This window comes from Streptomyces sp. NPDC107528 (assembly GCF_055639295.1).
Genome location: NZ_JBVKAV010000008.1, coordinates 84,314 through 108,342, shown reverse-complemented (window position 1 = coordinate 108,342; position 24,029 = coordinate 84,314). Strand labels below are relative to the sequence as shown.

Below are 24,029 nucleotides of genomic sequence, written 5' to 3'. Positions count from 1 at the left end.
GCCGTGTCACCGAGCCCGAGCCCGTGAGACCACTGTCTGGAGGACATGTGCTCCTGCTGTTCCTGCTGTTCGTTGTCATCGCGGTGATCACCGCGGTCGGGCTCTGTGGCTACGGCGCCCGCACTCTGGCCGACCGACGCGCCCAACGCACGGGCGCCCCCGGTTTGCTGCGCGGACTGGCGGCCCTCGCGGGCGCCGGTGCGTTGGTCATGTACGCCTGGGGGCTGCTCGCCGTCACGGGCGCGGTGATGACGGCGGAGGACGGCGGCACCGACTCGTCGCCGCCTCGGTCCTGCCGTACGGCGGGCTGGTGGGAACGGGCTAAGCAGGGCATCGAGATCGTCGACTACACGGTCACGTACGTCCCTCTCGCCTTCGTCTGCGAGACCAGTGACGGCGGGAGTTACGACAACGGCGACGTGCCCGGCTACGTCAACCCGGGTGTCCTAGGCCTCGCCCTCACCGCCGCCGGGTGCGCCATCGGCGCGGGGTACGTGTCGGAGCTGCGGGCCCGGGCCGAACTGCGGAAGGGGGAGGCCGGTTAGCCTCGGACCATCGAGGCCGGCAGGAGTTGCCGGCTGAAGTGGCGGGAGGCAGACATGGCGAAGGTCCCCAGCGCGGCGGTCGCCGCAGGCGGACTCGTCGGCGGTTACGGCGTGGCTCGCTGGACCAGGAAGCGGCAGCTCGGCGGGGCCGTACTGGCCGTCGCCGGGGCCGCGGCCGCGCAGCAGTGGCGGCAGCAGGCGGGCGGGAAGGCTGCCGGCGCGCTGACCGCCGCGTATGTCGCCGCCTTCGCCGGTTCACACCCGCTGGCCAAGAAGGTGGGCGCCTGGCCCGCCGTGTTCGGGGTGGCGGGGGCGGTGGCCCTGGCGTCGTGGGCGGTGGCGGACCGCCGGGGCTGACCCGCCCCGACCCGAGGCCGCTAGGACCGGTGGGTCAGCACATTCACCACCCGCCCGTTCGGATCCCGTACGAAGAACCGCCGTACGCCCCACTCCTCGTCCCGCAGCTCCCGTACGATCTCCGCGCCCGACGCCCTTACCTGCGCGTACACGGCGTCGACGTCCTCGACCTCCACGCTCAGGTCGGGGACGACCGGAGCGGTGCGTTCCGCGGTGAAGAAGCTGATCTGGGCGGTGGGGTTGGCGGGGGACGCCAGGGTCATCACCCAGCCCATGTTCATCACCTCCTCGAAGCCGAGCAGGCCGTAGAAGTCCCGGCTGGTCTCCATCTGTTCCTCGGACCCGACCTGGAAGTCGGGCATGATCCTGCGGATCGTCATGGGATGCGGCTCCTGATCGTCGGCCGGGGTTTTCGGTGGGCCGCGATACCGGCGGCCGGAGTTTCTGTTATGCCCGGCAGTGTCTCCCCGTCTCCTCACCGTCCCCAGCCCCAGGCACGCGAGGAATGAGCCACGTGACACGACAGATCAGCCGCCGGAGCATGCTCAAGGCCACGGGTGCGACCGCCGGAGCCGTCGGGGCAGCAATGGGCGCCGGTGCCGGAATCGGGATCGGGATCGGTACGACCGCTCTCGCGCTCCCGGCAGCCGCCGCCGGCGCCTCGTTCGCGCACCCCGGCCTCCTGCACACCCGCGCCGACCTGGACCGGATGGCCGCCCAGGTGAAGGCCGGCGCCGCTCCCCACACGGCCGGGTTCGCCAAGCTGACCGCCAACCGGCACGCCCAGAGCGGCTGGACGGCCAACCCGCAGGCGACCGTGGTCCGGGGAGGCGCGGGCCAGAACTACGCGATCCTCTACAACGACATCCACGCCGCCTACCAGAACGCCCTGCGCGGCCACGTCACCGGCGACAGCGCGCACCTCGACACCGCCGTGGCGATCCTCAACGCCTGGTCGGCCGAGCTGACCACGCTCGCCGGCAACGCCGACCGCTTCCTGGCCGCCGGGATCTACGGCTACCAGATCGCCAACGCCGCCGAACTCGTGCGCGACCACCCCGACTTCGAGCTCGGGCGGTTCCAGGAGATGCTGACCACCGTCTTCGCGCCGCTCAGCGACAGCTTCCTGGTCAAGCACAACGGCGCCGTCGTCTCCAACTACTGGACCAACTGGGACCTCACCGCCATGTGCTGCGTCCTGGCGACCGGCGTCCTGTGCGACGACAAGGCTCAAGTCGCCCGCGCGGTCGAGTACTTCAAGCACGGCGAGGGGCTCGGCTCGATCCGCAACGCCATTCCCGTCGTACGCGACGACGGCCTCGCCGAGTGGCTGGAGGCCGGCCGCGACCAGGGACACGCGCTGCTCGGCGTCGGCCTGATGGGCACCTTCTGCGAGATGGCCTGGAACCAGGGCATCGATCTGTACGGCCACGACGACAGCCGCTTCCTCAAGGGCGCCCAGTACGTCGCCAAGTGGGCGATGGGCGGGGAGGTGCCCTTCACCGCGAACACCCGCAGGAAGGGTGCGGTCAACGGCTGGTCGGGGTCGGAGACCGTGACCGAGGCCGCGCCCGTCGACCCGGCGATGACCCGCCCGATCTGGGCGATGATCGCCAACCACTACACCAAGCGCCGGGGCCTGCCGGCGTCGTACCTCACCCGGATCGCCGCGAAGGCCTCGCCGGAGGGCGGCGGCGGGGACTACGGGCCCAACAGCGGGGGGTACGACCAACTGGGCTTCGGCACGCTGACGTTCACGCGGGACAAGGTGACGGGGGCAGGGGCGGGGGCGGGCACGGGCGGTTCGGCCGGTCCGGCGGCTTCGGGGGCGGCGTCCCCGGCGGCCGGGGCGGGGGCGGGGCCGGGGTCGGGGTCGGACGCCCGGCCGCGGACGGGGGCCATGGCAACGCCCTCCGCGTCCGCCGCCTCCTCCACCGCCGGCGACCTCGCTGCCACCGGCTCCGACGACGTCGTCGGCTGGACCGCCGCCACCGGCGTCGCCGCCCTCGCCGGCGGCCTGCTCCTCCTTCGGCGCAGGGAGCGGGCCCGGGACGCATCCCAGTAGGGCTCCGCCTCCTGTCCCAGGGGGTGGGGCTACGCCCCTGACGTCTCCGTAGCCTCTGCGGTCCCCGCCTGAGCCGGCTTCGTCACCGCCGTGAGCGGCCGGGCGATGTCCTCCAGCGACCGGCGTTCCGCGCGGACCGCGAGGAAGGCCGCCACGAGGCCCGCCAGGCACATCAGCGCCGCGCCGATCTGGAAGGCGAGGACCGTGTCGCCGACCTTGCCCGTCTCGGTGAGGTTGGCGAAGAGCAGGGGGCCGCTGATACCGCCGGCCGCGGTGCCGAGGGCGTAGAAGAAGGCGATGGACATCGCGCGGGTCTCCATCGGGAAGACCTCGGACACCGTCAGGTAGGCGCTCGACGCGCCGGCCGACGCGAAGAACAGGACCGCGCACCAGCAGGCCGTCAGTGTGCCGGCGCTGAGCGTGCCCTGGTCGAACAGCCAGGCCGTGCCGAACAGCAGGATGCCCGAGAGCAGGTAAGTCGACGAGATCATGATGCGGCGGCCGACCGTGTCGAACAGCCTGCCCAGCAGCAGCGGGCCCATGAAGTTGCCGACCGCGATGACCGCGAAGTAGTAGCCGGTGTTGCCGCTCGGGACGTCGTAGAACGTGGTGAGGATCGCGCCGAAGCCGAAGGTGATGGCGTTGTAGAGGAACGCCTGGCCGATGAACAGGGAGAAGCCGAGGATCGCCCGCCTGCGGTACTTGGAGAAGACCGTGCGGCCGATCTCCACGAACGTCACGCTGCGGCGCTGGCGGATGGTGATCTCGCCCTCGGCGCGCGGCAGCGGCTCGTCCCGCTCGGCCTCCACCCGCTCCTCGATGGAGGACACGATCCGTTCCGCCTCGTCGTCGCGGCCGTGGATCAGCAGCCAGCGTGGGCTCTCCGGGACGTGCCTCCGGACCAGGAGGATGACCAGGGCGAGGACGGCGCCGAGCGCGAACGTCAGCCGCCAGCCGACGTCCGCCGGGAAGATCGCCGTGTCCAGCGCGACGATCGACAGCAGCGAGCCGCCGACCGCGCCCAGCCAGAAGCTGCCGTTGATCATCAGGTCGACGCGGCCGCGGTACTGCGCGGGGATCAGCTCGTCGATCGCGGAGTTGATCGCCGCGTACTCGCCGCCGATGCCGAAGCCGGTCAGGAAGCGGAACAGGAAGAACCACCAGGTGTGGAAGGAGACCGCGGTCAGCGCCGTCGCCGCCAGGTAGACCGCCAGCGTGATCATGAACAGCTTCTTGCGGCCCCACCGGTCGGTCAGGCGGCCCCAGAACAGGGCGCCCAGGCAGGCACCGGCCACATACAGCGCGGCGGCCAGGCCGGTGACCTGGCCGGAGGTGATCGGCAGTCCGCTGCCGGGCTCGGACAGGCGCGGCGCGATGTTGCCGACGACCGTGACTTCCAGGCCGTCCAGGATCCACACGGTGCCGAGACCGATCACGATCGTCCAGTGCCAGCGCGACCACGGGAGGCGGTCCAGGCGGGCGGGGATGTCGGTCGTGACGGTACGGCCGGTCTCGGCTTCTGCGGTGGTCATGGGCTCCCTCCCCATCGAGCGGAACCCGAGCCGAGTGCCCTCAAGGGGCCGGGTCTACGCCACCCGGACCTTGGGACGGGTCTACGCCCCCAGGGCCCGCGACACCGTGTAGATCACCAGGCCGGCGAGCGAGCCGACCACCGTGCCGTTGATCCGGATGAACTGCAGATCGCGTCCGATGTGCGCCTCGATCTTCTTCGTCGTGTGCTCGGGGTCCCAGCCCGCCACGGTGTCCGTGATCAGGGACGTGATCTCCTTGCGGTAGGTGGTGACGACGTACACCGCCGCGCCCTCGACCCAGCCGTCGACCTTGGCCTGCAGCCGCGGCTCGACCGCCATCCGCGAGCCCAGCGACAGCAGCGAGGCACGCACGCGCAGGCGCAGCTCGCTGCGCTCGTCCTCGGCCGCCGAGACGATCATCGACCTTACGGCGGTCCACGCCGACGCGATCAGGTCCTGGACCTCGCCGCGCCCCAGCACCTCGCCCTTGAGCCGCTCGACACGCGCGCGTGTGTCCGTGTCGGACTGGAGGTCGGAGGCGAAGTCGGTGAGGAAGCGGTCGAGGGCGGCACGGGCGGGGTGGGAGGGCATGTCGCGCATCTCGGTGACGAAGCGCAGCAGCTCCTTGTAGACGCGCTCGCCGACCCGCTTGTCGACGAACCTCGGGGTCCAGCCGGGGGCGCCGCCCTGCACCGCGTCCATGATCTCCTCGTCGTGCAGGATCAGCCAGTGCTGGGCCCGCGCGACGATCAGGTCGACGGCACGCTTGTGGCCGCCGTCCGCGACGATCTTGTCCAGCATCTTCCCTATGCCGGGCGCGATCTCCTGGGCGTCGGCCCGACGGGTGATCGCCTCCCCCACCACCGCCTGGACGTCCGAGTCGCGCATGACCGCCAGGGCGCCTCTGAGCGCCGCCGACAGCTCGGCCGTCACGCGGTCCGCGTGCTCCGGGTCCGCCAGCCACGCCCCCAGCCGGCTGCCGATGCCGACCGCGCGCAGGCGCTGGCGTACGACGTCCTCGGAGAGGAAGTTCTCCCCGACGAACTCGCCCAGCGAGACGCCCAGCTGGTCCTTCTTGTTGGGGATGATCGCGGTGTGCGGGATGGGGATGCCGAGCGGGTACCGGAACAGGGCCGTGACCGCGAACCAGTCCGCGAGCGCGCCGACCATGCCGGCCTCGGCGGCCGCCGCGACATAGTCCGCCCACTCTCCGGCGCCCTGGTGCGACGCCACCTTGGCGAGGACGTACACCAGTGCCACGAACAGCAGCAGTCCGGTCGCGGTGAGCTTCATCCGCCGTACGCCGCGCTGTTTCTCCTCGTCGGCGGCGGTGAACGTCGTCATCGCACGTACGGCCGATGCGGGGACGCGCCGGTTACCGGCAGCGCCCGGCCGGGCATGCTGCTCTACGTCACGCGTTCCCGTTTCTTCCGGATTCGTACGTTCCATTCCGCTCCACCCGTCCAGGATCCCCCGTACTCATTGTCCCTACCTGACCGACTCCTGGAACGAAACAAGAGTTCCCGGCGTCTGTTCGGTGGGGGGAGGTCGATGACGAACTCCGGATGAACGCCGGCGGCCCAATGGGGGGTCCGTGCAACTCCCCTCCGCCTTATGACGCATCATGAGGTGATCACATCGGAGCCTCGGGCTCCCATTCCGCCCGAGGAGACACGCACCGCATGACCAGGCGTAACGGTTATGCCTTGCTCGCCGCGATCGTCACCCTGATCGTCACGCTTTCCGCGGCCATATACGTCGGAGTCGCCTCCGACGACGGCAGCGCCACCAGCAAGAGCACCCCCACCAACGAAGGCGCCCCTCGGGGCCCCGCCGCCCCGGCCTCCACCGGCATCTGGGTCGGCGCCTGGTCGACCTCCCCGGTCGGCTCCGAGCCCGGCACCGAGATAGAAGGCCTCGCGGGCCGCTCGGTGCGCAACGTCGTGCACACCAGCGTCGGCGGTACGAGTGCCCGGATCACGCTGTCCAATCTCTACGGCCAGTCCGCGCTGACCATCACGCACGCCTCCGTCGCCGTGGCCGCCGGCACCGGGACCGCGGCGGCGATCGTGGAGACCATGCGCAGGCTGACCTTCGGCGGGAACACCACGGTCGTCATCCCGCCCGGGCAGCAGGTGCTGAGCGACGCCGTACGCATCGCCGTCCCGGCGGACACCGACATCCTTGTCACCACCTACTCCCCCACCCCGTCCGGCCCGGTGACCTACCACCCGCACGCGCGCCAGATCAGCTACGTCGCCGAGGGCGACGTCACCGAGGACGCGACCGGCGTGGCGTACACCGGGCAGGTCGGCTCCTGGCGCTACCTGACCGCACTGGACATCCTCAGCAACGAGTCCCACGGCACCGTCGTGGTCTTCGGCGACTCGCTGACCGACGGCATCACGTCCACCGAGAACGCCAACCGGCGCTGGACGGACGCCCTCTCGCGCCGGCTGCGCGCGGCGATCACGGCCCGCCAGGACGTGCCGCGCTACAGCGTCGTCAACCAGGGCATCAGCGGCAACCAGATCCTCGTCAGCGGCACCGGGCGCCCCGCGAACAACGAGGCCGGACTCACCCGCTTCGGCCGCGACGTCCTCGCCCGAACGAACGTCAAGGTCGTCGTCATCGACCTCGGCGTCAACGACATCCTGCGCAACCCCAGGCTCGCCGACCCCGACCGCATCCTCGACGGCCTGCGCGCCCTAGTCCCCCAGGCTCACGCGCGAGGCATCAAGGTCGTGGGCGCCACCCTGATGCCCTTCCAGGGCCACCGCGGCTACACCGACGCCCGCGAGAACGTACGCCAGCAGATCAACGCCGAGATCCGCAGCGGCCGGGTCTTCGACGCGGTCGCCGACTTCGACGCGGCACTGCGGGACCCGTACAACCCCCGCAAGTTCCGCCCCGACTACGACTCCGGCGACCACCTCCACCCCAGCGACAAGGGCTACGACCGCATGGGAGAGGCCTTCAACCTGGAAGACCTGAGGGGCGCGGCTCCGGCGAAGCTGTAGGGGCGACCCCTCGGCAGGCTGCGGACAGTCGCGCCGCCCGCGCGACGCCTCTCCCGAGAAGCCTGGAGCTCAGTCCTCGTCCCGCTCCCGCGACCGCCTGCCGCGGTCCCGGCGGTCGCCATGCGCATGCCGCCACATGTCCCGGTGCTCGTCGAGCATCTCGTGGTGCGCCTCGTACTGCTCGTCCCGGATCGACGCCCGCAGCTCCCGCTGCTGTTCCCGTCGCGCCAGCTTCTCCCGCCGGCGCTCCTCGCGGAGCTCCTGGCGCTGTTCCCGCGTGCGTTTGCGCTCGACCCCCACACCGCCCCAGAAGGCGAACCCGGTCACGATCACACGAGGGGCGCCCGGATCCCCCGGCACGCCCTCCTCGCGGTGGTCGAACCCGCCCATGATCCCGATCCCTCGCACGACGACCTCGACGCCTGGCGGCACGGTCACCTGCATCCCGCCCATGATCGCGATGCAGTTGATCACGACCTCGCGGTCCGCGAAGTTGGCCTCGCGCAGATCGATCTCCCCGCCGCCCCAGAAGGCGAAGCAGTTGAACCGCCGGGGCACGGTCCACCGCCCCTTGCGCTGGAACCCGGACATGACGGCGACACCCCCCGTCGACGACCCCTCGCCGCCGACGATCCGGTCCGCCCAACTCCCGTCCGGCACCCCGGCCTTCTTGACCATGTCGACCTTGGGAACGGCCACCGTGCCGACGGGCAGATCCCGGGTCAGCGGCGCCAGCTCCCCGTACGTACGCGCCCTATACGTGGCATCCAGGCGTTCCTCGAACTCCTCCATGTCGAGACGCCCCTCCGCGACGGCGTCCCTCAGTACCTCGGCGACTCGTTCACGATCTGCGTCGGAGGCACGAAGCTCCGGGACGTCGTCGGTCATGTAAGCAGCCTACGAGCAACCCCGCCCGGGGGCTACGAGATCGTGGCCTACGAGATGGCCCGCTCGGCCTGATCCGGCGGGGGCTTGGGGGTGTCCCCCAATGAGTGCAGCATCTTGGCGATCACGGCCTCGATGTCCGGCTCCCGCACCGACAGATCCACCAACGGATACTCCGCCGCGATCGCCGCCACCAGCACCGCCGCCGACTCGGCCGCCGGGAACGCCAGCCACTGCCGCGGCCCCTCCACCTTCACCACTCGCGCGGGCGGCGCCTCGATCGGCGGCAGCTCCCGCTCCAGGTCCACGACCAGCGTGCGCTCGCTCTCCCCCACCTCGTGCAGCCCGGCGAGCGGACCGTCGTACATCAGCCGCCCGTGGTCGATGACCATCACCCGTGAACACAACTGTTCGATGTCCTGGAGATCGTGCGTGGTCAGCAGCACCGTCGTGCCACGCTCCACGTTCAACTCCCGCAGGAAGTCCCGGACCTTCGCCTTCGAGATCACGTCGAGCCCGATCGTCGGCTCGTCCAGGTACACCACCTCGGGATCGTGCAGCAGCGCCGCCGCGATGTCGCCGCGCATCCGCTGCCCGAGGGAGAGCTGACGCACCGGGACGTCCAACAGCGCGCCCAGGTCGAGCAGTTCGACGAGCCGGTCCAGGTTCTCGCGGTAACGCCCGTCCGGGATGCGGTACATGCGATGCATCAACTTGTACGAGTCGATCAGCGGCAGGTCCCACCACAGCGTCGTACGCTGCCCGAACACCACCCCGATCCGGTGCGCGAGCCGCATCCGCTCGCGGGACGGGTCGATGCCGGCGACCCGGAGCCGGCCCCCGGTCGGGGTCAGGATGCCGGTCAGCATCTTGATCGTCGTCGACTTGCCGGCGCCGTTCGGCCCGATGTAGCCCACCATCTCGCCGCGCGCCACGCGGAAGGAGATCGAGTCGACGGCCCGTACCTGCCGCCGCTCCCGCTTAAGGAAACCGGTCTTCTTGCGTACCTCGAAGACCTTCTCGACGCCTTCGAGTTCGATGAACGCGTCCGCCCCGCCGTCCACGGCACTCACACCGTTCATGTCGTCCACGTCGTCCATGCCATCCACCGCTGCCCCTAACTCCCCGTGCTCCGATACGACCGCAGCCCGGCCCGCCACGCCAGCCCGGCCAGCGCACAGCACACCGCCGCCACCAGCGGCGACGCGAAGGCCGCCCAGGGAGGCAGGTCGAGCGGATACGGGCGCTCCAGCACATAGGAGGCCGGCACCCAGTTGACGAAGGCGAGCGGCAGCACGAACGTCACCCCGCGAACGAAGTCCTTCCCGAACACCGTCGGCGGGTACTGCAACAACGTGGTGCCGCCGTACGTGAAGGCGTTCTGCACCTCGGCGGCGTCCTGCGCCAGGAACTGGAAGGCCGCGCCCGCCACGAACACGGCGCAGAAGATCACCCCTCCGCAGACCAGCATCACCGGCACCAACAGCACCTTCGCCGCCGTCCAGTCGACATCGACGGCCAGCAGCCCCCAGCCCAGCACCAGCGCGCCCTGGGTGATCCGGCCCAGGCGACGCACCGCGAAGTGGTCCGCGGCGACCTGCGCCAGCACCGGGACGGGCCGCACGAGCAGCGTGTCGAACGAGCCGTCGCGCATCCGGCCGCCGAGGACGTCCATCGAGCCGAAGGTCAGGTCGGCGATCCCGAACGCCGTCGCGGACAGCCCGTACAGGAAGGCGACCTCGGGCAGCGACCAGCCGCCCAGCGAGTCGACCTGCGAGAACATCAGCAGGATCGCCACGAAGTCCAGGCCGGTCACCAGCAGGTTCCCGAAGACCGTGACGACGAACGAGGCGCGGTAGGTCATCGCGGACCGGATCCACATCCCGGCGATCAGCCGGTAGGCCCGCAGCCCCTCACCGGCCCGGGACACCCCGGTGACCCCGGAGATCTCACCCACCCTGCACCACCACCCGCCGCGTCGCCGCCGACTGCACCAGCCGCCCGGCCGCCAGCAGCACCACCGCCCACGCCGCCTGGAAGGCGTACGCCCGCAGCGGGTCGGTCTCCCCCATCAGCACGTCCGCCGGCATCTGGATCTGCGCCGCCCAGGGCAGCACCCGCACGATCTCGCCGAGGACGCCCGGGAAGGCGTTCAGGGGCAGCACCATGCCCGAGAAGAAGATCCCCGTGATCATCAGGACCTGGTTGACGCCCATGCCGTCCATCAGCCAGAACACGCTCAGGGCCGCCAGATAGCGGATCGCGAAGCTGACGAGCGTCGCGAGCAGGAGGGTGACCGCGAACGCCGCCCAAAGGGTGACGTCCGCCGGCAGCGCCATCGGGAAGAAGAGCGCGCCGAACGCGAACGGGATCACTCCCCGCCCCAGCATCTGGAACAGCGCCCGCCCCACGTCCCCGGCCAGCCACCACAGCTGGAGATCGGCCGGCCGGTACAGGTCGACGGCGATCTCACCGGTGCGGATGCGCTGCATCAGATCCTTCTCGGCGCCGCCGCCCTGGATGGCCAGCGTGGCGTACAGGCACTGGCCCAGCCACACGTAGGTGACGGCCTGGGTCTGGTCGTAGCCGCCGAGATGCGGTTTCTCGTCCCACAGCGCCAGATAGGTGTAAACGAGGATCACGCCGAAGACCGTGTTGGTGAACACTCCGGCCGCCGTCGCCGCCCGATAGGTCGCGTACCTTCTGAACCCGCCCACCGCGACGGCTAAGTACAACCGCCCCGATCCCACATCCACAGCCCTCCTCGCCCGCGCCCGGCACCGAAGCGCAGGAGCCTAGTGCGCGCGCGGCAGGCGCTGCCAGCCAATTTCCGGGCACCGCCCGGCGCGAGAGTCTGCTCACTTTCCGCAGACACGCGCCGGTTTCCGGGAACGGAACGCCCGGTGCGAGAGTCTTCAGCAATGGGGGCGCATTAGGCGTACGAGGCGTACGGGAACGTACGACGCGAAACAGGAGTCCGTGCACGAGATGAGTGACGAGCCGCAGCCGCAGCCGCAGGGACAGGCCCAGCAGCCGAACGAGAAGCCCGGGCGGCCGAAGAGGACGGGCTGGCGGCGGATCATCCCGACCTGGCGGATGGTGCTCAGCACCTTCGTCATCGGCACACTGCTGCTGTTCGGGCTGTTCTTCCTGGGCTACTCCCTGGTCAAGATCCCGCCGGCGAACGCGCTCGCGACCAAGCAGGCCAACGTGTACATGTACGCGGACGGCTCGGTGATCGCCCGCGACGGCCAGGTCAACCGGGAGAACGTCACCCTGGCGCAGATGTCCAAGGACGCCCAGCACGCGATCCTGGCCGCCGAGGACCGCGACTTCTACACCGAGTCCGCGATCGACCCCAAGGCGATGCTGCGCGCCGGCTGGAACACGGCGACCGGCAAGGGCAAGCAGTCCGGCTCCACGATCACCCAGCAGTACGTGAAGAACTACTACCTGCGTCAGGAGCAGACCGTCACCCGCAAGGTGAAGGAGTTCTTCATCTCGATCAAGCTGGACCGTGAGAAGTCCAAGAACGAGATCCTCGAGGGCTACCTCAACACCAGCTTCTTCGGCCGCAACGCCTACGGCATCCAGGCCGCCGCCCAGGCCTACTACGGCATGGACGCCAAGGACCTCGACCCGGGCCGCGCCGCCTATCTGGCCGCGCTGGTCAACGCGCCCAGCGAGTACGACGTCGTCGCCCACCCGGAGAACAAGTCCGCGGCCCTGGCCCGCTGGAACTACGTCCTGGACGGCATGGTCACCAAGGGCTGGCTCGACGAGTCCGAGCGGACGGGCATCAAGTTCCCGATGCCGAAGGAGGCGACGGCCTCCACCAACCTGTCCGGGCAGCGCGGGTACATCGTGCAGATCGTCAAGGACTATCTGACGCAGAACAAGATCGTCAGCACGGAGGAGCTGGAGGCCGGCGGCTACCGCGTCACCACCACCCTGCAGAAGAAGCGGCAGGACGCCTTCGTCGACGCCGTCAACGACAAGCTGATGTCGAAGCTGGACAAGAAGAACAACAAGGTCGACAAATACGTCCGCGCGGGCGGCGCCTCCGTCGACCCGAAGACCGGCAAGGTCGTCGCGATGTACAACGGCATCGACTACGTCAAGCAGTACACCCCGAACGCCACCCGCCGGGACTTCCAGGTCGGCTCCACCTTCAAGCCGTTCGTCTTCACCTCCGCCGTGGAGAACGACTCGACGACGCAGGACGGCCGCCCGATCACCCCGAACACGATCTACGACGGCACCAACAAGCGCCCGGTGCAGGGCTGGACGGGCGGCTACGACCCCGCGAACGAGGACGACGTCTCCTACGGCGACATCAGCGTCCGCGAGGCCACCGACAAGTCCGTCAACTCGGTGTACGCGCAGATGGCCGTCGACGTCGGCCCCGACAAGGTGAAGGACACCGCGGTCGAACTGGGCCTGCCCGCGGGCACCCCCGACCTCCAGCCGTACCCGTCGATCGCGCTCGGCACCGCCACCGCCAGCGTCCTCGACATGGCGGAGGCCTACGCCACGCTCGCCAACCACGGCAAGCACGGCACGTACACCATGATCGAGAAGGTCACCAAGGACGGCGCCGACGTCATCGAGCTGCCGGAGCGCAAGACCTCCCAGGTCATCAGCCGCGAGGCCGCCGACACCACGACGTCCGTCCTGCGGAGCGTCGTCGACAACGGCACCGCCACCGCTGCGCAGGCCGCCGGTCGTCCGGCGGCGGGCAAGACCGGTACGGCCGAGGAGGACACCGCGGCCTGGTTCGCCGGGTACACCCCCGACCTCGCCACCGTCGTCTCCGTCATGGGCCAGGACCCGGTCACGGCCAAGCACAAGTCGCTGTACGGCGCGATGGGCCTGGCCCGCATCAACGGCGGCGGGGCGCCCACCGAGATCTGGGCCCAGTACACCGAGGCCGCGCTGAAGGGGAAGCCGGTCAGCGACTTCGACCTGGAGCTCCAGGAGGGCTCCGACGTGCCCCAGTACCCGACGACCGACCCCACCCGGGGCGACGAGGGCACCGGTGGCCAGGACGACGGCGGCACCACCGGGGAGCCCACCACGGGCGGCCAGGACACCGAGGGCCAGACCGGCGGTGAGACGCCGGGTGAGACGGACGGCGGCACGACGGGTGACACGACCGGAGGCACCACCGACGGCGGCACGACGGACGGCGGCACGACCGGCGGGACCGACACCGGAGGCACCACCGACGGCGGCACGACGGACGGCGGCACCACGGGCGGGACCGACACCGGAGGCACCACCGACGGCGGCACCACGGGCGGCGACACCTCCACCGGCGGAGGCGACACCGGCGGAGGCGGAGGGACGTCCGGGAACACCGGCGGCCCCGATCAGTGACCGCTGGTCGCCTTGAGCCCCACCACGGCGACCAGCAGCAGACAGACGAAGAAGATCCGCGCGGCGGTGACCGGCTCCCCCAGCACCACCATGCCCACCACCGCCGCGCCGGCCGCCCCGATGCCCACCCAGACGCCATAGGCGGTACCGATGGGCAGGGACTTGGCGGCGTACGACAGCAGCACCATGCTGGCGACGATGCCGACGCCGGTGAACAGGCTGGGGACGAGCCGGGTGAAACCGTCGGTGTACTTCATGCCGATCGACCAGCCGACCTCGAGCAGACCGGCGACGACGAGCAGAACCCAGGCCATGAGACGCACCTTTCGCAAGGACGGAAACCATTCGGTGCGTCGTCTTTGCGTTCACCCGGTACGGCGCGTCTCGTCGGGGTCCCTTCAAAGGTAGCAAAAGGACAACGAAAAGGGCTGGCGGCAAAAGCCACCAGCCCTTTTGGAGCCGTTGAATCAGAGGTACAGCCCCGTCGAGTCCTCCGACCCCTCGAACCGGTCCGCGGCCACGGCATGCAGATCACGCTCGCGCATCAGCACGTACGCGACCCCGCGCACCTCGACCTCGGCACGGTCCTCCGGGTCGTACAGGACCCGGTCGCCGGGCTCCACGGTCCGTACGTTCTGCCCCACCGCGACGACCTCGGCCCAGGCCAGCCGACGGCCGACGGCCGCGGTGGCGGGGATCAGGATGCCGCCCCCGGAACGCCGCTCGCCCTCGCTGGTGTCCTGCCGCACGAGCACCCGGTCGTGCAGCATCCGGATGGGCAGCTTGTCGTCGTGGGTGCTGTGCTCGTTTCTGTTGGCGCTCACGCCATTGAACCTACCTGCCTTTGCCGCCTGCGTACGCCGCCGGGTCCGCCGCCGCTCAGCCCCTGCGGCGCCGGGTACCGAGGGCCAGCAGGCCCACGAGACCGACGGCGACGAGGGCGACGGGCACGATCCGCTCCAGCCGGGGCGCGCCCTCCTCGTCGGTGAACTTGGCCCGCACGTCGCTCATGGCCCGGTTGACCTCGACGTAGGCCCGCCCGAGCGTGTGATCGATGTTCGAGACGACCTTCGCCTTGGCGTCTCCGACGATCGTCTTCGGGTGCACCCGCACCCCGATCTCGTCGAGCGTCTCGGCCAGCACAGCGCGACGGGCCTTGATGTCCGCCTCGATCTGCGCCGGTGTTCTGGTGTCCGACGTGTCCGCCACCGTACGGCCTCCGAAGTGAAGCTGATGCTGTTTCCGGACAGTCTGTCAGTTCCACGCCGGACCGCACTGTCAGGCTCCCCGGTTACGCTGGTTCGATGAGCGAGCGACTCCAGCCGGGGGACGTGGCCCCCGCCTTCACCCTGCCCGACGCCGACGGCAACGACGTGTCCCTGTCGGACCACAAGGGCCGCAAGGTCATCGTCTACTTCTACCCGGCCGCCCTGACGCCCGGCTGCACCAAGCAGGCCTGCGACTTCACGGACAACCTGGAGCTGCTGGCGGGCGCCGGCTACGACGTCATCGGTGTCTCCCCCGACAAGCCGGAGAAGCTCGCCAAGTTCCGCGAGCAGGAGTCCCTGAAGATCACGCTGCTGGCCGACCCGGAGAAGACGGTCACCGAGTCCTACGGCGCCTACGGCGAGAAGAAGAACTACGGCAAGACCTACATGGGCGTCATCCGCTCCACGATCGTCGTGGACGAGGAGGGCAAGGTCGAGCGGGCCCTGTACAACGTGCGGGCGACGGGACACGTGGCGAAGATCATCAAGGACTTGGGTATCTGAACGAAACCCAGAGGTCAGGGACCAGGTCAGGCCGCCCGGGCACTGGCCTGCGCTCCTCTTTCCAAACTCCCGGCGCCACTGCCTCCGCAACACGCCTCCAGAAAAGAACCGCGCCCCTGTTGGCGTCCTGAAAGGCGATCTCCCAACGCCCCGGGTGCAGGGCGACGACGTCCCGAACGGCTCGCAGCCCGATTCCCGTACGCCGGATTCCGCGCACGACGAAGAAGCTGTTCAGCACCCGCGTGGGCCCGGTGAGACCCCGCACGAACGCGAATCCGGCAGCACTCTCGCCACTGCAGACGAGGTACGGCGCCCAGTCGGCGGAGCCACTGAAGGCAGCCTCCAGCCGCTCACTGCGGAACGTCCCGTCCGGGTTGGGCAGGTGCCCGCCGAACTCCGACATGTCGTGCCTGAACATCAGCCAGAGCCGCTCGACCGCGGGGCGCTCGGCGGGAGCGGCTCGACGGACCGTGAGGTCGCCGGGTGGGGTACGCCTGCTGGGCTGCGCTGAGTGAATGGTCATGAAAAAAGCCTCCCGGGGCGCTCGATTGCCCGAGCCCGGAAGGCTTGCCTGGTGATCCACACCATACCAGCCCTGCCGTGACCGTCCGACAAGCGGTTCGTTGCTCCGTGCGGGCCATGAACATATGACCGAGGACGGAGGCGGGCCATGGGGGCCAGTGCGTACACGAAGGAACGGTTGGAGGAGGCGGCTCGGGGGGCTCGGACGTTGTCGGAGGCACTGGGGAGGTTGGGGGTGGACCCGAAGGGCTGGAAGCGGCGGTACATCCACGAGCGAATGAAGAAGCTCGGGGTGAACATCTCGCACTTCGAGCGGGAGGGCACCAAGTGGACGAGGGCGGTCCTCGAGCCGGTGGTCGCGGCATCGAGGAGCGTTAACGAGGTTCTGCGGAGGCTCGGGCTCGAAGTGGTCGGAGGTCACCACACGAACATCTCCAGACGCATCAAGGCCTATGGCCTCGACACCTCGCACTTCACGCCGGCGGTCCGCACTGTGCGGCAGCGGAACAATCGGCGCCGTAGGACGGCCGAGGAGATCCTCGTCGAGGACACCTCGGCGGGGGCCACGCGCGTTCCGAGCAGCCGACTCAAGCGGGCCATGCGCGAGCTGGGCGTCGCGGAGTGCTGCGCTCTGTGCTCGATCGAACCGGTATGGCTCGGCGAGCCGCTTCCTTTTGAGGTCGACCACATCGACGGCAACTGGCGGAACAACCGAATCGGAAACCTGAGGCTGCTGTGCCCCAACTGCCACTCGACAACCGACAGTTACCGAGGGCGCGGCAAGCCGGGCGCCAAGGGCCGGGCCTCATGACCAGCGGAACCCAGTACACCCGGGAGCGACTGATCGAAGCAGCCCGCGTGTGTCACGACATCGACGAGGTCATCGCCTTCTTCGGCACCCGCCCGTACGGGAGTCTCCGTCGCTACCTCGCCGGACGTTTCGCTCACTTCGGCATCGACACCTCGCACTTCCGCCCGTGCGGCAGGCGTCCGCGCCCCACAGAGCGCGAACTACGCGCAGCGGTATGCCAGTCGACCTCCATCGCAGAAGTACTGCGCCGCCTGAACCGCCCGGGCAACGGCACCCAGCGCACCCAGCTGCACAAGTGGATCGCCGAGCACGAGATCTCGACCGCGCACTTCCTGGGGCAGGCCCATCAACGGGGCAAAACGTCAGTAAACGCCAAGCCCACGCACGCTGTGCTGGTCCAGCACAGCGGCACACATCGGACAACGACCAAGCGGCTGCGTCGTGCACTTCTCGAAATCGGTGTCGCCGAGGAGTGCGCCCGGTGCGGGCTGGGCCCCGAGTGGCTCGGCAAGCCCATGACGCTGGAGGTCGATCACATCAACGGGGACCGGAGCGACGACCGGCGCGAAAACCTTCGACTCCTCTGCCCGAACTGTCATGCCGTCACGAGTACCTGGTGCAGAGGAGGGAAGAGACATCAAGCACCTCCCGGTACGATGGCAGGGCTCGCGCGGCGGTGGTGCAACGGTTGACACAGCAGGTTTAGGTCCTGTGGCCCTGATAGGGCTTGAGGGTTCGAATCCCTTCCGCCGCACATGAACGGCCTGCGAATCGAAGGATCGATGCGCAGGCCGTTTCCGTGTCGGCCTCAGCCCAACAGCTCCCGCACCACCGGCACCAGCGCCCGGAACGCCTTCCCCCGGTGGCTGATCGCGTTCTTCTCCTCGGGGCTCAGCTCGGCGCAGGTCCGGGTCTCGCCGTTCGGCTGGAGGATCGGGTCGTAGCCGAAGCCGTGGGTGCCGACCGGCGTCTGGCGCAGGACGCCCCGCAACTGCCCCTCGACCACCCGCTCCGTGCCGTCCGGCAGGGCGAGTGCCGCCGCGCAGGCGAAGTGGGCGCCGCGGTGGGCTTCGTCGATGTCGCCCAGCTGGGCGAGGAGCAGCTCCAGGTTGGCCCTGTCGTCGCCGTGCCGGCCTGCCCAGCGGGCCGAGAAGATGCCGGGGGCGCCGTTCAGGACGTCGACGCACAGGCCCGAGTCGTCGGCGACCGCGGGCAAGCCGGTGGCCTGTGCCAGGGCGTGGGCCTTCAGCAGGGCGTTCTCGGCGAAGGTGACGCCGGTTTCCTTGACGTCGGGGATCTCCGGGTAGGCGTCCGCGCCGACGAGGTCGTGAGGCAGGCCTGCGTCGGCGAGGATCGCCCTGAGCTCGGTGATCTTCCCGGCGTTACGGGTGGCGAGGATGAGGCGGGTCATGGCGACCAGTATCGCGCGGGGGCCCACGCCTCCTGACGCCCCCTCGCCCGGGCCCCGGTAGGGGCGCGGGGCTGTGACATGTGCGGCTCCGCCGCGTGGGCGCGACCAGCCACATCGAACCCGCAGCCGCCCACGGCAGAACCCGCAGACGAGATGCACCCGCCCAGTCAGCGCAGCGTTACGGCGTGCAGACCTTGGTCAGCTCGCCCGCGGCGTCGGTGACGGGGCTGATGTCCGGGGTCTCGTCGCCGTTCTTGACGGAGTCGCGGACGTTGGTGACGGCCTGCTGGAGGTCGTCCACCGCCTTGTTGACGTCGGCGTTGTCCGTCTTGTCGCCGAGCTTGTCGAGGTTCTTGTCGATGGAGGTCAGCGACTCCTCGAGCTGCGTCGGGTCGTTCGCGGCGCTCTCCACGGCCTGCTGGAGTTCCGTCACGCTGTCGGCGATGGCGTCGGCGGTGCTGACGCAGTCCAGCGCCTTGTTGACGGCATCGCAGCCGGTGGTCAGCCCGGCCGTCAGCCCGACTGCCGCAATGGCTGCGGCGGCTATGGCGATTCGGCTCCGGCGGCGTCGGCTCGTGGCCATGCTTGACGTTCCCTCCCTGCTCAGGCCTCGCAGGCCCCCGTTGTGCATTGGCCGGGCGCACAGCGGTGTGCCGTACGCCCGTACCCCTAGTGACGCCAGGAACGGCGGCACGGTTGCCCGAAGCCGCAACTGCTCTTGGTGCGTCCTTTACTTTTCGAGGACCGTATCAAGGGCCTTGCGCTGCAGGTCCGCGAGCTCCCCGCAGCCCGAAACCGCCAGGTCCAGCAGGGAGTTGAGCTCTTCCCGGGCGAAGGGCTCGGCCTCGGCGGTGCCCTGGACCTCGACGAAGCGGCCGTCGCCGGTGCAGACGACGTTCATGTCGGTGTCGGCCTTCACGTCCTCTTCGTAGCGCAGGTCGAGGAGCGGCACGCCGGCGACGATGCCGACCGAGACGGCGCTGACGGTGCCGGTGAGCGGCTTGCGGCCGGGCTTGATCAGCTTCTTGCCCTGGGCCCAGGCGATGGCGTCGGCGAGGGCGACGTAGGCGCCGGTGATGGCGGCGGTGCGGGTGCCGCCGTCGGCCTGGAGGACGTCGCAGTCGAGGACGATCGTGTTCTCGCCGAGGGCCTTGTAGTCGATGACCGCGCGCAGGGAGCGGCCGATGAGGCGGCTGATCTCGTGCGTACGGCCGCCGATCTTGCCCCGGACGGATTCGCGGTCGCCGCGGGTGTTGGTGGCGCGGGGCAGCATGGCGTACTCCGCGGTGACCCAGCCCTCGCCGCTGCCCTTGCGCCAGCGCGGGACGCCTTCGGTGAAGGAGGCGGTGCACAGGACCTTCGTGTCGCCGAAGGAGACGAGGACGGAGCCCTCTGCGTGCTTGCTCCAGGCGCGTTCGATGGTGACCGGGCGGAGCTGTTCGGGGGTGCGGCCGTCGATTCGAGGCATTGAGGACATGGCGTCGAGCCTAGCCCGAGTTGCGGAAGGGCCCCTCCCGTGGTGGGAAGGGGCCCTCAGGGGTGAAGCGGAGGGTCCGTCAGGGGCCGAGGCCCGGGACGATGCCCGCGCTTCACATCATGTCTTCGATCTCCGCCGCGATCGGGTCGGCGTCGGTGCCGATGACGACCTGGATGGCGGTGCCCATCTTCACGACGCCGTGGGCGCCGGCGGCCTTCAGGGCGGTCTCGTTCACCAGCGAGGGGTCGCTGACCTCGGTACGGAGCCGGGTGATGCAGCCCTCGATCTCCTCGATGTTTTCGATGCCACCGAGCCCGGCGACGATCTTCTCAGCCTTGCTGGCCATGTTCCTTCTCCCTGATCCGAACCGCTTTGTCGCAGTAACCCACAGTTGGCCCATCTTTGCGAGCGGTCATGCCGTACGTGCCGAAGGATGACGTTCACGACAGCGGAACCGTCCGACAACTGGTCTACACCACCTTACCGAGGGGCGTCCATGAGTGCCGACAGCTCCGCCATCAGCCCGGCGCGCGCCCGCTGGAACACCGCGTTCCAGGGCCTGCAGAAGATGGGCCGCAGCCTTCAGCTCCCGATCGCCGTTCTGCCCGCCGCCGGTATCCTCAACCGGCTCGGACAGCCGGACGTGTTCGGCGACGAGGGGCTCGGCTGGGACAACGTCTCGAAGGTGATGGACGGCGCGGGCAGCGCGCTGCTCGACGGTTCGCTCGGTCTGCCGCTGCTCTTCTGCGTGGGCGTGGCCATCGGCATGGCGAAGAAGGCCGACGGCTCGACGGCGCTGGCGGCGGTCGTGGGGTTCCTCGTCTACTACACCGTGCTGCGCGAGTTCCCGGAGGACTGCCCGGGGGGCTCGACGGCGGTCCCGAACGTCGGCTGCCAGGTGGAGGACGGGACGGTGACCGTCTTCGAGTACCAGAACCCCGGCGTCTTCGGCGGCATCGTCATCGGCCTGCTGGCCGCGTTCTTCTGGGCCCGGTATCACCGTACGAAGCTGGTGGACTGGCTCGGCTTCTTCAACGGGCGGCGTCTCGTCCCGATCATCATGGCGTTCGTGGCGATCGTGTTCGCGGTGCTGTGCCTGTGGGTCTGGCCGCCGATCGGTGACGCGCTGGAGAGCTTCAGCGACTGGATGAGCGACCTGGACGCATGGGGCGCGGGAGTGTTCGGCATCGCAAACCGCGCACTGCTGGTGGTGGGCCTGCACCAGTTCCTCAACGTGCCCATCTGGTTCCAGTTCGGGACCTACACCACGCCCGACGGCGAGGTCGTGCACGGCGACATCAACATGTTCCTCGCGGGCGACCCGGACGCCGGTCAGTTCACCTCGGGCTTCTTCCCGATCATGATGTTCGCTCTGCCGGCCGCCGCCCTGGCCATGACCCACTGCGCCCGCCCCGAGCGCCGCAAGGAGGTCGGCGGTCTGATGACGTCGGTGGCCCTGACGTCCTTCGTCACCGGCATCACGGAACCGATCGAGTACTCGTTCCTCTTCATCGCGCCCCTGCTGTACGCGGTGCACGCGTTGCTGACGGGTGTGTCGATGGCGGTGACCTGGGCGCTGGGGGTCCATGACGGGTTCAGCTTCTCGGCCGGGCTGATCGACTACATCATCAACTGGAATCTGGCGACGAGACCCTGGGCGATCATTCCCATCGGTCTGTGTTTCGCCGTCGTCTATTACGCGATCTTCCGGTTCGCGATCACGAAGTTCGATCTCAAGACGCCGGGCAGGGAGCCGGACGAGGAGGTCGAGGACGCGACGAAGGCGTAGCCGGTTGGCCGGGGGCGGCGTAGCCGATTCGTCACAGAAATCGCGGGTTCCTTATCCGCCCTTCACCGTGCTACAACAGGTCTACACCACTAAGTGGTGTAGACCATGCGGCGTTTCCGCATGGCGATGAGACGCCGCCGTCCCCAGCCTTTTTCCCCGGGCGGCGCCATGCCCTCTGGAGGAAGTTGTGACCACGGCCAGCGCCGCTCCCGCGGCCGACAAGAAGAAGGGCGCCGGCGCGATGGCTGTCCTGCAGCGCATCGGCCGCAGCCTGATGCTGCCGGTGGCTGTGCTGCCCGCCGCCGCACTGCTGGTCCGCTTCGGCAACGCCGACATGCTCGGCGACCCGGAGTACCCCGCCTTCCTGACGAAGATCGCGGGCTTCATGACCGCCGGCGGCAACGCCATCCTCGACAACATGGCCCTGCTCTTCGCGGTGGGCATCGCGATCGGCTTCGCGAAGAAGTCGGACGGCTCGACCGCGCTCGCGGCGGTCGTCGGCTACCTGGTCTTCAAGAACGTGCTGGGCACGTTCACCGACGGCAGCCTGCCCAAGAAGGAAGCCATAGTCGACGGCAAGATCGTCATGGTCGAGCAGGCGGTGGACGCCAAGGTCCTCGGCGGCGTGGTCATGGGCATCGTCGTCGCCCTCCTCTACCAGCGCTTCTACCGCACGAAGCTGCCCGACTGGGCGGGCTTCTTCGGCGGCCGTCGCCTGGTGCCGATCCTGTCCGCCTTCGCGGGTCTGCTGATCGGCATCGTCTTCGGCTACATCTGGCCCGTCCTCGGCACTGGTCTGCACAACTTCGGTGAGTGGCTGGTCGGTTCGGGCGCGGTCGGCGCCGGCATCTTCGGTGTCGCCAACCGTGCGCTGATCCCGATCGGCATGCACCACCTGCTGAACTCCTTCCCCTGGTTCCAGGCGGGCGAGTACGAGGGCAAGAGCGGCGACATCGCCCGCTTCCTGGCCGGTGACCCGACGGCCGGACAGTTCATGACCGGCTTCTTCCCGATCATGATGTTCGCCCTGCCTGCCGCGTGTCTGGCGATCGTGCACTGCGCCCGCCCCGAGCGCCGCAAGGTCGTCGGCGGCATGATGTTCTCCCTCGCGCTGACCTCGTTCGTCACCGGCGTGACCGAGCCCATCGAGTTCACCTTCATGTTCATCGCGCCGGTCCTGTACGCGATCCACGCGGTGCTGACCGGTGTCTCCATGGCGCTGACCTGGGCACTCGGCATGAAGGACGGCTTCGGCTTCTCGGCCGGCGCGGTCGACTTCGGCCTGAACCTCGGCATCGCGACCAACCCGTGGGGCCTGGCCCTGGTGGGTCTGTGCTTCGCCGCGGTCTACTACGTGGTCTTCCGCTTCGCGATCACGAAGTTCAACCTGCCGACGCCGGGCCGCGAGTCCGACGAGGAGCTCGCCGAACTCCAGAAGGCCGAGGCGAAGTAGCCGGTCGGCCTGGTAGCGACGACGAAGGCCCCGGAACCGATGAGTTCCGGGGCCTTCGGGCGCGTACGGGCCTGAACCCCCGTGCGGGCCGGTGCCCGACCGGGCTAGATCTCGTACGTCTGCCTGGGCGCCGCGAGCGCCACCGGACCGTCGTAGACCTCACGCGCGTCGGCCAGGTTGGCCTGGGGGTCGGTCCACGGCGGGATGTGGGTGAGGACCAGACGGCGGGCGCCCGCGCGGGCTGCCGACTCACCCGCCTCGCGGCCGTTGAGGTGCAGGTCGGGGATGTTCTCCTTGCCGTGCGTGAAGGCGGCCTCGCACAGGAACAGGTCGGCGTCGCGGGCCAGTTCGTCCAGGGCCGCGCTGACGCCGGTGTCGCCGGAGTAGGTCAGCGTCCTTCCACCGTGTTCGATCCGGATGCCGTACGCCTCGACGGGGTGGGCCACGCGTTCCGTGTGCACCGTGAACGGGCCGATGTCGAAGGTGGACGGCTTGACCGTGTGGAAGTCGAAGACCTCGCTCATGGACGAGGCGGTGGGGGTGTCGGCGTAGGCGGTGGTCAGCCGGTGCTCCGTGCCCTCGGGTCCGTAGACCGGGAGCGGGTCGCAGCGACCGCCGTCGTGCCGGTAGTAGCGCGCCACGAAGTACGCGCACATGTCGATGCAGTGGTCGGCGTGCAGATGGCTGAGGAAGATCGCGTCGAGGTCGTAGAGACCGCAGTGGCGCTGCAGCTCGCCCAGGGCGCCGTTGCCCATGTCGAGAAGCAGCCGGAAGCCGTCGGCCTCGACGAGGTAGCTCGAGCAGGCCGATTCCGCGGACGGGAACGACCCCGAGCAGCCGACGACGGTGAGCTTCATGAAACAGAAACCTCCGCTGGCGGAAAATGAGAAGATCGAGAAGTTTGGCGTCGGGGGTCGTGCGGTTTGTCGAGCGTAAGGCGCAAAACCTTTGGTCGCTCCTCCGCCAAGGGCTGTTGTGGGCGAACTCACCTGTGGTGTCACGCGTTCGGCT

The 24,029-nt window shown here is 69.4% G+C and carries 26 protein-coding genes, 1 tRNA gene and 1 riboswitch; of the genes, 11 read left to right on the top strand and 16 right to left on the bottom strand.

Annotated features, from left to right (window positions below):
- The first annotated feature begins 47 nt into the window (after positions 1 to 47).
- Together ACZ7L5_RS25375 and ACZ7L5_RS25370 are read left to right on the top strand one after the other, a co-directional pair.
- On the top strand, positions 48 to 545 hold the full coding sequence (locus ACZ7L5_RS25375; protein WP_471519004.1) for a hypothetical protein: 498 nt from the start codon (positions 48 to 50) through the stop codon (positions 543 to 545).
- 54 nt (positions 546 to 599) lie between these two features.
- Entirely contained in the window at positions 600 to 902 is a 303-nt protein-coding gene (locus tag ACZ7L5_RS25370) for a hypothetical protein (RefSeq protein WP_471519002.1), read from the top strand.
- A gap of 20 nt (positions 903 to 922) precedes the next feature.
- Here the strand turns inward: ACZ7L5_RS25370 and ACZ7L5_RS25365 are convergent, their stop codons facing one another.
- The gene (locus ACZ7L5_RS25365) at positions 923 to 1,282 is read right to left on the bottom strand and encodes a VOC family protein (RefSeq protein ID WP_363039490.1); all 360 of its coding nucleotides are present in this window, start codon (positions 1,280 to 1,282) and stop codon (positions 923 to 925) included.
- Between the two features lie 125 nt (positions 1,283 to 1,407).
- On the opposite strand from ACZ7L5_RS25365, the gene ACZ7L5_RS25360 reads away from it, so the two are divergent.
- The gene (locus ACZ7L5_RS25360) at positions 1,408 to 2,967 is read left to right on the top strand and encodes an alginate lyase family protein (protein WP_471519000.1); all 1,560 of its coding nucleotides are present in this window, start codon (positions 1,408 to 1,410) and stop codon (positions 2,965 to 2,967) included.
- A 29-nt stretch (positions 2,968 to 2,996) separates the two neighbouring features.
- Here ACZ7L5_RS25360 and ACZ7L5_RS25355 read toward each other — a convergent pair whose 3' ends face one another.
- Positions 2,997 to 4,499, bottom strand: coding sequence for an MFS transporter (locus ACZ7L5_RS25355; RefSeq protein ID WP_471518998.1), 1,503 nt, complete (start codon positions 4,497 to 4,499; stop codon positions 2,997 to 2,999).
- Between the two features lie 81 nt (positions 4,500 to 4,580).
- Positions 4,581 to 5,948 carry a DUF445 domain-containing protein gene (locus ACZ7L5_RS25350; RefSeq protein WP_471518996.1) on the bottom strand — a complete coding sequence of 456 codons (1,368 nt, stop codon included), beginning with the start codon at positions 5,946 to 5,948 and terminating at the stop codon, positions 4,581 to 4,583.
- A gap of 233 nt (positions 5,949 to 6,181) precedes the next feature.
- Here ACZ7L5_RS25350 and ACZ7L5_RS25345 point away from each other — a divergent pair, with 233 nt between their 5' ends.
- A complete protein-coding gene (locus ACZ7L5_RS25345; protein ID WP_471518994.1) occupies positions 6,182 to 7,519 on the top strand; it encodes an SGNH/GDSL hydrolase family protein in 1,338 nt (445 codons plus the stop codon).
- A gap of 69 nt (positions 7,520 to 7,588) precedes the next feature.
- On the opposite strand, the gene ACZ7L5_RS25340 is transcribed toward ACZ7L5_RS25345, so the two are convergent.
- The 4 genes from ACZ7L5_RS25340 to ACZ7L5_RS25325 form a co-directional block, all read right to left on the bottom strand.
- Positions 7,589 to 8,407 carry a DUF1707 SHOCT-like domain-containing protein gene (locus tag ACZ7L5_RS25340; protein WP_471518992.1) on the bottom strand — a complete coding sequence of 273 codons (819 nt, stop codon included), beginning with the start codon at positions 8,405 to 8,407 and terminating at the stop codon, positions 7,589 to 7,591.
- A gap of 47 nt (positions 8,408 to 8,454) precedes the next feature.
- Positions 8,455 to 9,504, bottom strand: a complete 1,050-nt coding sequence (locus ACZ7L5_RS25335; protein ID WP_471518990.1) for an ABC transporter ATP-binding protein — start codon at positions 9,502 to 9,504, stop codon at positions 8,455 to 8,457.
- A 17-nt stretch (positions 9,505 to 9,521) separates the two neighbouring features.
- Complete coding sequence (locus ACZ7L5_RS25330) at positions 9,522 to 10,286, bottom strand: ABC transporter permease (protein ID WP_384187010.1); 765 nt, start codon at positions 10,284 to 10,286, stop codon at positions 9,522 to 9,524.
- Positions 10,287 to 10,353: 67 nt separating this feature from the next.
- The gene (locus ACZ7L5_RS25325) at positions 10,354 to 11,154 is read right to left on the bottom strand and encodes an ABC transporter permease (protein ID WP_471519487.1); all 801 of its coding nucleotides are present in this window, start codon (positions 11,152 to 11,154) and stop codon (positions 10,354 to 10,356) included.
- Between the two features lie 238 nt (positions 11,155 to 11,392).
- On the opposite strand from ACZ7L5_RS25325, the gene ACZ7L5_RS25320 reads away from it, so the two are divergent.
- Entirely contained in the window at positions 11,393 to 13,783 is a 2,391-nt protein-coding gene (locus tag ACZ7L5_RS25320; protein ID WP_471518988.1) for a transglycosylase domain-containing protein, read from the top strand.
- On the opposite strand, the gene sugE is transcribed toward ACZ7L5_RS25320, so the two are convergent.
- From sugE to ACZ7L5_RS25305, 3 genes are all read right to left on the bottom strand, one after another.
- Positions 13,777 to 14,097: a quaternary ammonium compound efflux SMR transporter SugE gene (gene sugE / locus ACZ7L5_RS25315; protein WP_471518986.1), complete on the bottom strand. Its 321-nt coding sequence runs from the start codon at positions 14,095 to 14,097 to the stop codon at positions 13,777 to 13,779. The genes ACZ7L5_RS25320 and sugE overlap by 7 nt on opposite strands.
- Positions 14,098 to 14,130: 33 nt before the next feature.
- Positions 14,131 to 14,193, bottom strand: a riboswitch (guanidine-III (ykkC-III) riboswitch).
- A 57-nt stretch (positions 14,194 to 14,250) separates the two neighbouring features.
- Entirely contained in the window at positions 14,251 to 14,607 is a 357-nt protein-coding gene (locus ACZ7L5_RS25310; RefSeq protein ID WP_328881377.1) for a GroES family chaperonin, read from the bottom strand.
- 55 nt (positions 14,608 to 14,662) lie between these two features.
- Positions 14,663 to 14,992 carry a DUF3618 domain-containing protein gene (locus ACZ7L5_RS25305; RefSeq protein WP_328427386.1) on the bottom strand — a complete coding sequence of 110 codons (330 nt, stop codon included), beginning with the start codon at positions 14,990 to 14,992 and terminating at the stop codon, positions 14,663 to 14,665.
- 95 nt (positions 14,993 to 15,087) lie between these two features.
- Between ACZ7L5_RS25305 and bcp the strand changes: the two genes are divergently transcribed.
- Positions 15,088 to 15,555 (top strand): thioredoxin-dependent thiol peroxidase, encoded by a 468-nt coding sequence (gene bcp / locus ACZ7L5_RS25300; RefSeq protein ID WP_328881375.1) that lies wholly within the window; start codon positions 15,088 to 15,090, stop codon positions 15,553 to 15,555.
- Here the strand turns inward: bcp and ACZ7L5_RS25295 are convergent.
- Positions 15,536 to 16,078 (bottom strand): GNAT family N-acetyltransferase, encoded by a 543-nt coding sequence (locus tag ACZ7L5_RS25295; protein ID WP_471518983.1) that lies wholly within the window; start codon positions 16,076 to 16,078, stop codon positions 15,536 to 15,538. The genes bcp and ACZ7L5_RS25295 overlap by 20 nt on opposite strands.
- Before the next feature lie 147 nt (positions 16,079 to 16,225).
- On the opposite strand from ACZ7L5_RS25295, the gene ACZ7L5_RS25290 reads away from it, so the two are divergent.
- From ACZ7L5_RS25290 to ACZ7L5_RS25280, 3 genes are all read left to right on the top strand, one after another.
- Positions 16,226 to 16,888: an HNH endonuclease signature motif containing protein gene (locus ACZ7L5_RS25290; protein WP_471518981.1), complete on the top strand. Its 663-nt coding sequence runs from the start codon at positions 16,226 to 16,228 to the stop codon at positions 16,886 to 16,888.
- The gene (locus ACZ7L5_RS25285) at positions 16,885 to 17,580 is read left to right on the top strand and encodes an HNH endonuclease signature motif containing protein (RefSeq protein WP_471518979.1); all 696 of its coding nucleotides are present in this window, start codon (positions 16,885 to 16,887) and stop codon (positions 17,578 to 17,580) included. The genes ACZ7L5_RS25290 and ACZ7L5_RS25285 overlap by 4 nt, the downstream gene beginning before the upstream one ends.
- Positions 17,559 to 17,642 (top strand) — tRNA-Leu (locus tag ACZ7L5_RS25280). Before ACZ7L5_RS25285 ends, ACZ7L5_RS25280 begins: the two co-directional genes overlap by 22 nt.
- Positions 17,643 to 17,696: 54 nt before the next feature.
- Here the strand turns inward: ACZ7L5_RS25280 and rdgB are convergent.
- The 4 genes from rdgB to ACZ7L5_RS25260 form a co-directional block, all read right to left on the bottom strand.
- The gene (gene rdgB / locus ACZ7L5_RS25275; RefSeq protein ID WP_363039471.1) at positions 17,697 to 18,299 is read right to left on the bottom strand and encodes an RdgB/HAM1 family non-canonical purine NTP pyrophosphatase; all 603 of its coding nucleotides are present in this window, start codon (positions 18,297 to 18,299) and stop codon (positions 17,697 to 17,699) included.
- A 178-nt stretch (positions 18,300 to 18,477) separates the two neighbouring features.
- On the bottom strand, positions 18,478 to 18,882 hold the full coding sequence (locus ACZ7L5_RS25270; RefSeq protein ID WP_471518977.1) for a hypothetical protein: 405 nt from the start codon (positions 18,880 to 18,882) through the stop codon (positions 18,478 to 18,480).
- 147 nt (positions 18,883 to 19,029) lie between these two features.
- Positions 19,030 to 19,767, bottom strand: a complete 738-nt coding sequence (gene rph / locus ACZ7L5_RS25265; RefSeq protein ID WP_391402086.1) for a ribonuclease PH — start codon at positions 19,765 to 19,767, stop codon at positions 19,030 to 19,032.
- Positions 19,768 to 19,888: 121 nt separating this feature from the next.
- Positions 19,889 to 20,122, bottom strand: coding sequence for a PTS sugar transporter subunit IIB (locus ACZ7L5_RS25260; RefSeq protein WP_328881371.1), 234 nt, complete (start codon positions 20,120 to 20,122; stop codon positions 19,889 to 19,891).
- A 150-nt stretch (positions 20,123 to 20,272) separates the two neighbouring features.
- Between ACZ7L5_RS25260 and ACZ7L5_RS25255 the strand changes: the two genes are divergently transcribed.
- Both ACZ7L5_RS25255 and ACZ7L5_RS25250 read left to right on the top strand, forming a co-directional pair.
- Positions 20,273 to 21,565, top strand: coding sequence for a PTS transporter subunit EIIC (locus ACZ7L5_RS25255; RefSeq protein WP_471518975.1), 1,293 nt, complete (start codon positions 20,273 to 20,275; stop codon positions 21,563 to 21,565).
- A 187-nt stretch (positions 21,566 to 21,752) separates the two neighbouring features.
- Positions 21,753 to 23,018 carry a PTS transporter subunit EIIC gene (locus ACZ7L5_RS25250; RefSeq protein WP_362382996.1) on the top strand — a complete coding sequence of 422 codons (1,266 nt, stop codon included), beginning with the start codon at positions 21,753 to 21,755 and terminating at the stop codon, positions 23,016 to 23,018.
- A gap of 104 nt (positions 23,019 to 23,122) precedes the next feature.
- Here ACZ7L5_RS25250 and ACZ7L5_RS25245 read toward each other — a convergent pair whose 3' ends face one another.
- Positions 23,123 to 23,875 carry an MBL fold metallo-hydrolase gene (locus tag ACZ7L5_RS25245; RefSeq protein ID WP_471518973.1) on the bottom strand — a complete coding sequence of 251 codons (753 nt, stop codon included), beginning with the start codon at positions 23,873 to 23,875 and terminating at the stop codon, positions 23,123 to 23,125.
- Between the last annotated feature and the right edge of the window lie 154 nt (positions 23,876 to 24,029).

What these genes read in the sequence shown, in the direction of transcription:
- ACZ7L5_RS25370 (WP_471519002.1), top strand. Translation starts at nt 600, where the DNA reads ATGGCGAAGGTCCCCAGCGCGGCGGTCGCCGCAGGCGGACTCGTCGGC.
- ACZ7L5_RS25365 (WP_363039490.1), bottom strand. Translation starts at nt 1,282, where the DNA reads ATGACGATCCGCAGGATCATGCCCGACTTCCAGGTCGGGTCCGAGGAA.
- ACZ7L5_RS25360 (WP_471519000.1), top strand. Translation starts at nt 1,408, where the DNA reads ATGAGCCACGTGACACGACAGATCAGCCGCCGGAGCATGCTCAAGGCC.
- ACZ7L5_RS25355 (WP_471518998.1), bottom strand. Translation starts at nt 4,499, where the DNA reads ATGACCACCGCAGAAGCCGAGACCGGCCGTACCGTCACGACCGACATC.
- ACZ7L5_RS25350 (WP_471518996.1), bottom strand. Translation starts at nt 5,948, where the DNA reads ATGGAACGTACGAATCCGGAAGAAACGGGAACGCGTGACGTAGAGCAG.
- ACZ7L5_RS25345 (WP_471518994.1), top strand. Translation starts at nt 6,182, where the DNA reads ATGACCAGGCGTAACGGTTATGCCTTGCTCGCCGCGATCGTCACCCTG.
- ACZ7L5_RS25340 (WP_471518992.1), bottom strand. Translation starts at nt 8,407, where the DNA reads ATGACCGACGACGTCCCGGAGCTTCGTGCCTCCGACGCAGATCGTGAA.
- ACZ7L5_RS25335 (WP_471518990.1), bottom strand. Translation starts at nt 9,504, where the DNA reads ATGGACGACGTGGACGACATGAACGGTGTGAGTGCCGTGGACGGCGGG.
- ACZ7L5_RS25330 (WP_384187010.1), bottom strand. Translation starts at nt 10,286, where the DNA reads ATGTGGATCCGGTCCGCGATGACCTACCGCGCCTCGTTCGTCGTCACG.
- ACZ7L5_RS25320 (WP_471518988.1), top strand. Translation starts at nt 11,393, where the DNA reads ATGAGTGACGAGCCGCAGCCGCAGCCGCAGGGACAGGCCCAGCAGCCG.
- sugE (WP_471518986.1), bottom strand. Translation starts at nt 14,097, where the DNA reads ATGGCCTGGGTTCTGCTCGTCGTCGCCGGTCTGCTCGAGGTCGGCTGG.
- bcp (WP_328881375.1), top strand. Translation starts at nt 15,088, where the DNA reads ATGAGCGAGCGACTCCAGCCGGGGGACGTGGCCCCCGCCTTCACCCTG.
- ACZ7L5_RS25295 (WP_471518983.1), bottom strand. Translation starts at nt 16,078, where the DNA reads ATGACCATTCACTCAGCGCAGCCCAGCAGGCGTACCCCACCCGGCGAC.
- ACZ7L5_RS25290 (WP_471518981.1), top strand. Translation starts at nt 16,226, where the DNA reads ATGGGGGCCAGTGCGTACACGAAGGAACGGTTGGAGGAGGCGGCTCGG.
- ACZ7L5_RS25285 (WP_471518979.1), top strand. Translation starts at nt 16,885, where the DNA reads ATGACCAGCGGAACCCAGTACACCCGGGAGCGACTGATCGAAGCAGCC.
- rdgB (WP_363039471.1), bottom strand. Translation starts at nt 18,299, where the DNA reads ATGACCCGCCTCATCCTCGCCACCCGTAACGCCGGGAAGATCACCGAG.
- ACZ7L5_RS25270 (WP_471518977.1), bottom strand. Translation starts at nt 18,882, where the DNA reads ATGGCCACGAGCCGACGCCGCCGGAGCCGAATCGCCATAGCCGCCGCA.
- rph (WP_391402086.1), bottom strand. Translation starts at nt 19,767, where the DNA reads ATGCCTCGAATCGACGGCCGCACCCCCGAACAGCTCCGCCCGGTCACC.
- ACZ7L5_RS25260 (WP_328881371.1), bottom strand. Translation starts at nt 20,122, where the DNA reads ATGGCCAGCAAGGCTGAGAAGATCGTCGCCGGGCTCGGTGGCATCGAA.
- ACZ7L5_RS25255 (WP_471518975.1), top strand. Translation starts at nt 20,273, where the DNA reads ATGAGTGCCGACAGCTCCGCCATCAGCCCGGCGCGCGCCCGCTGGAAC.
- ACZ7L5_RS25245 (WP_471518973.1), bottom strand. Translation starts at nt 23,875, where the DNA reads ATGAAGCTCACCGTCGTCGGCTGCTCGGGGTCGTTCCCGTCCGCGGAA.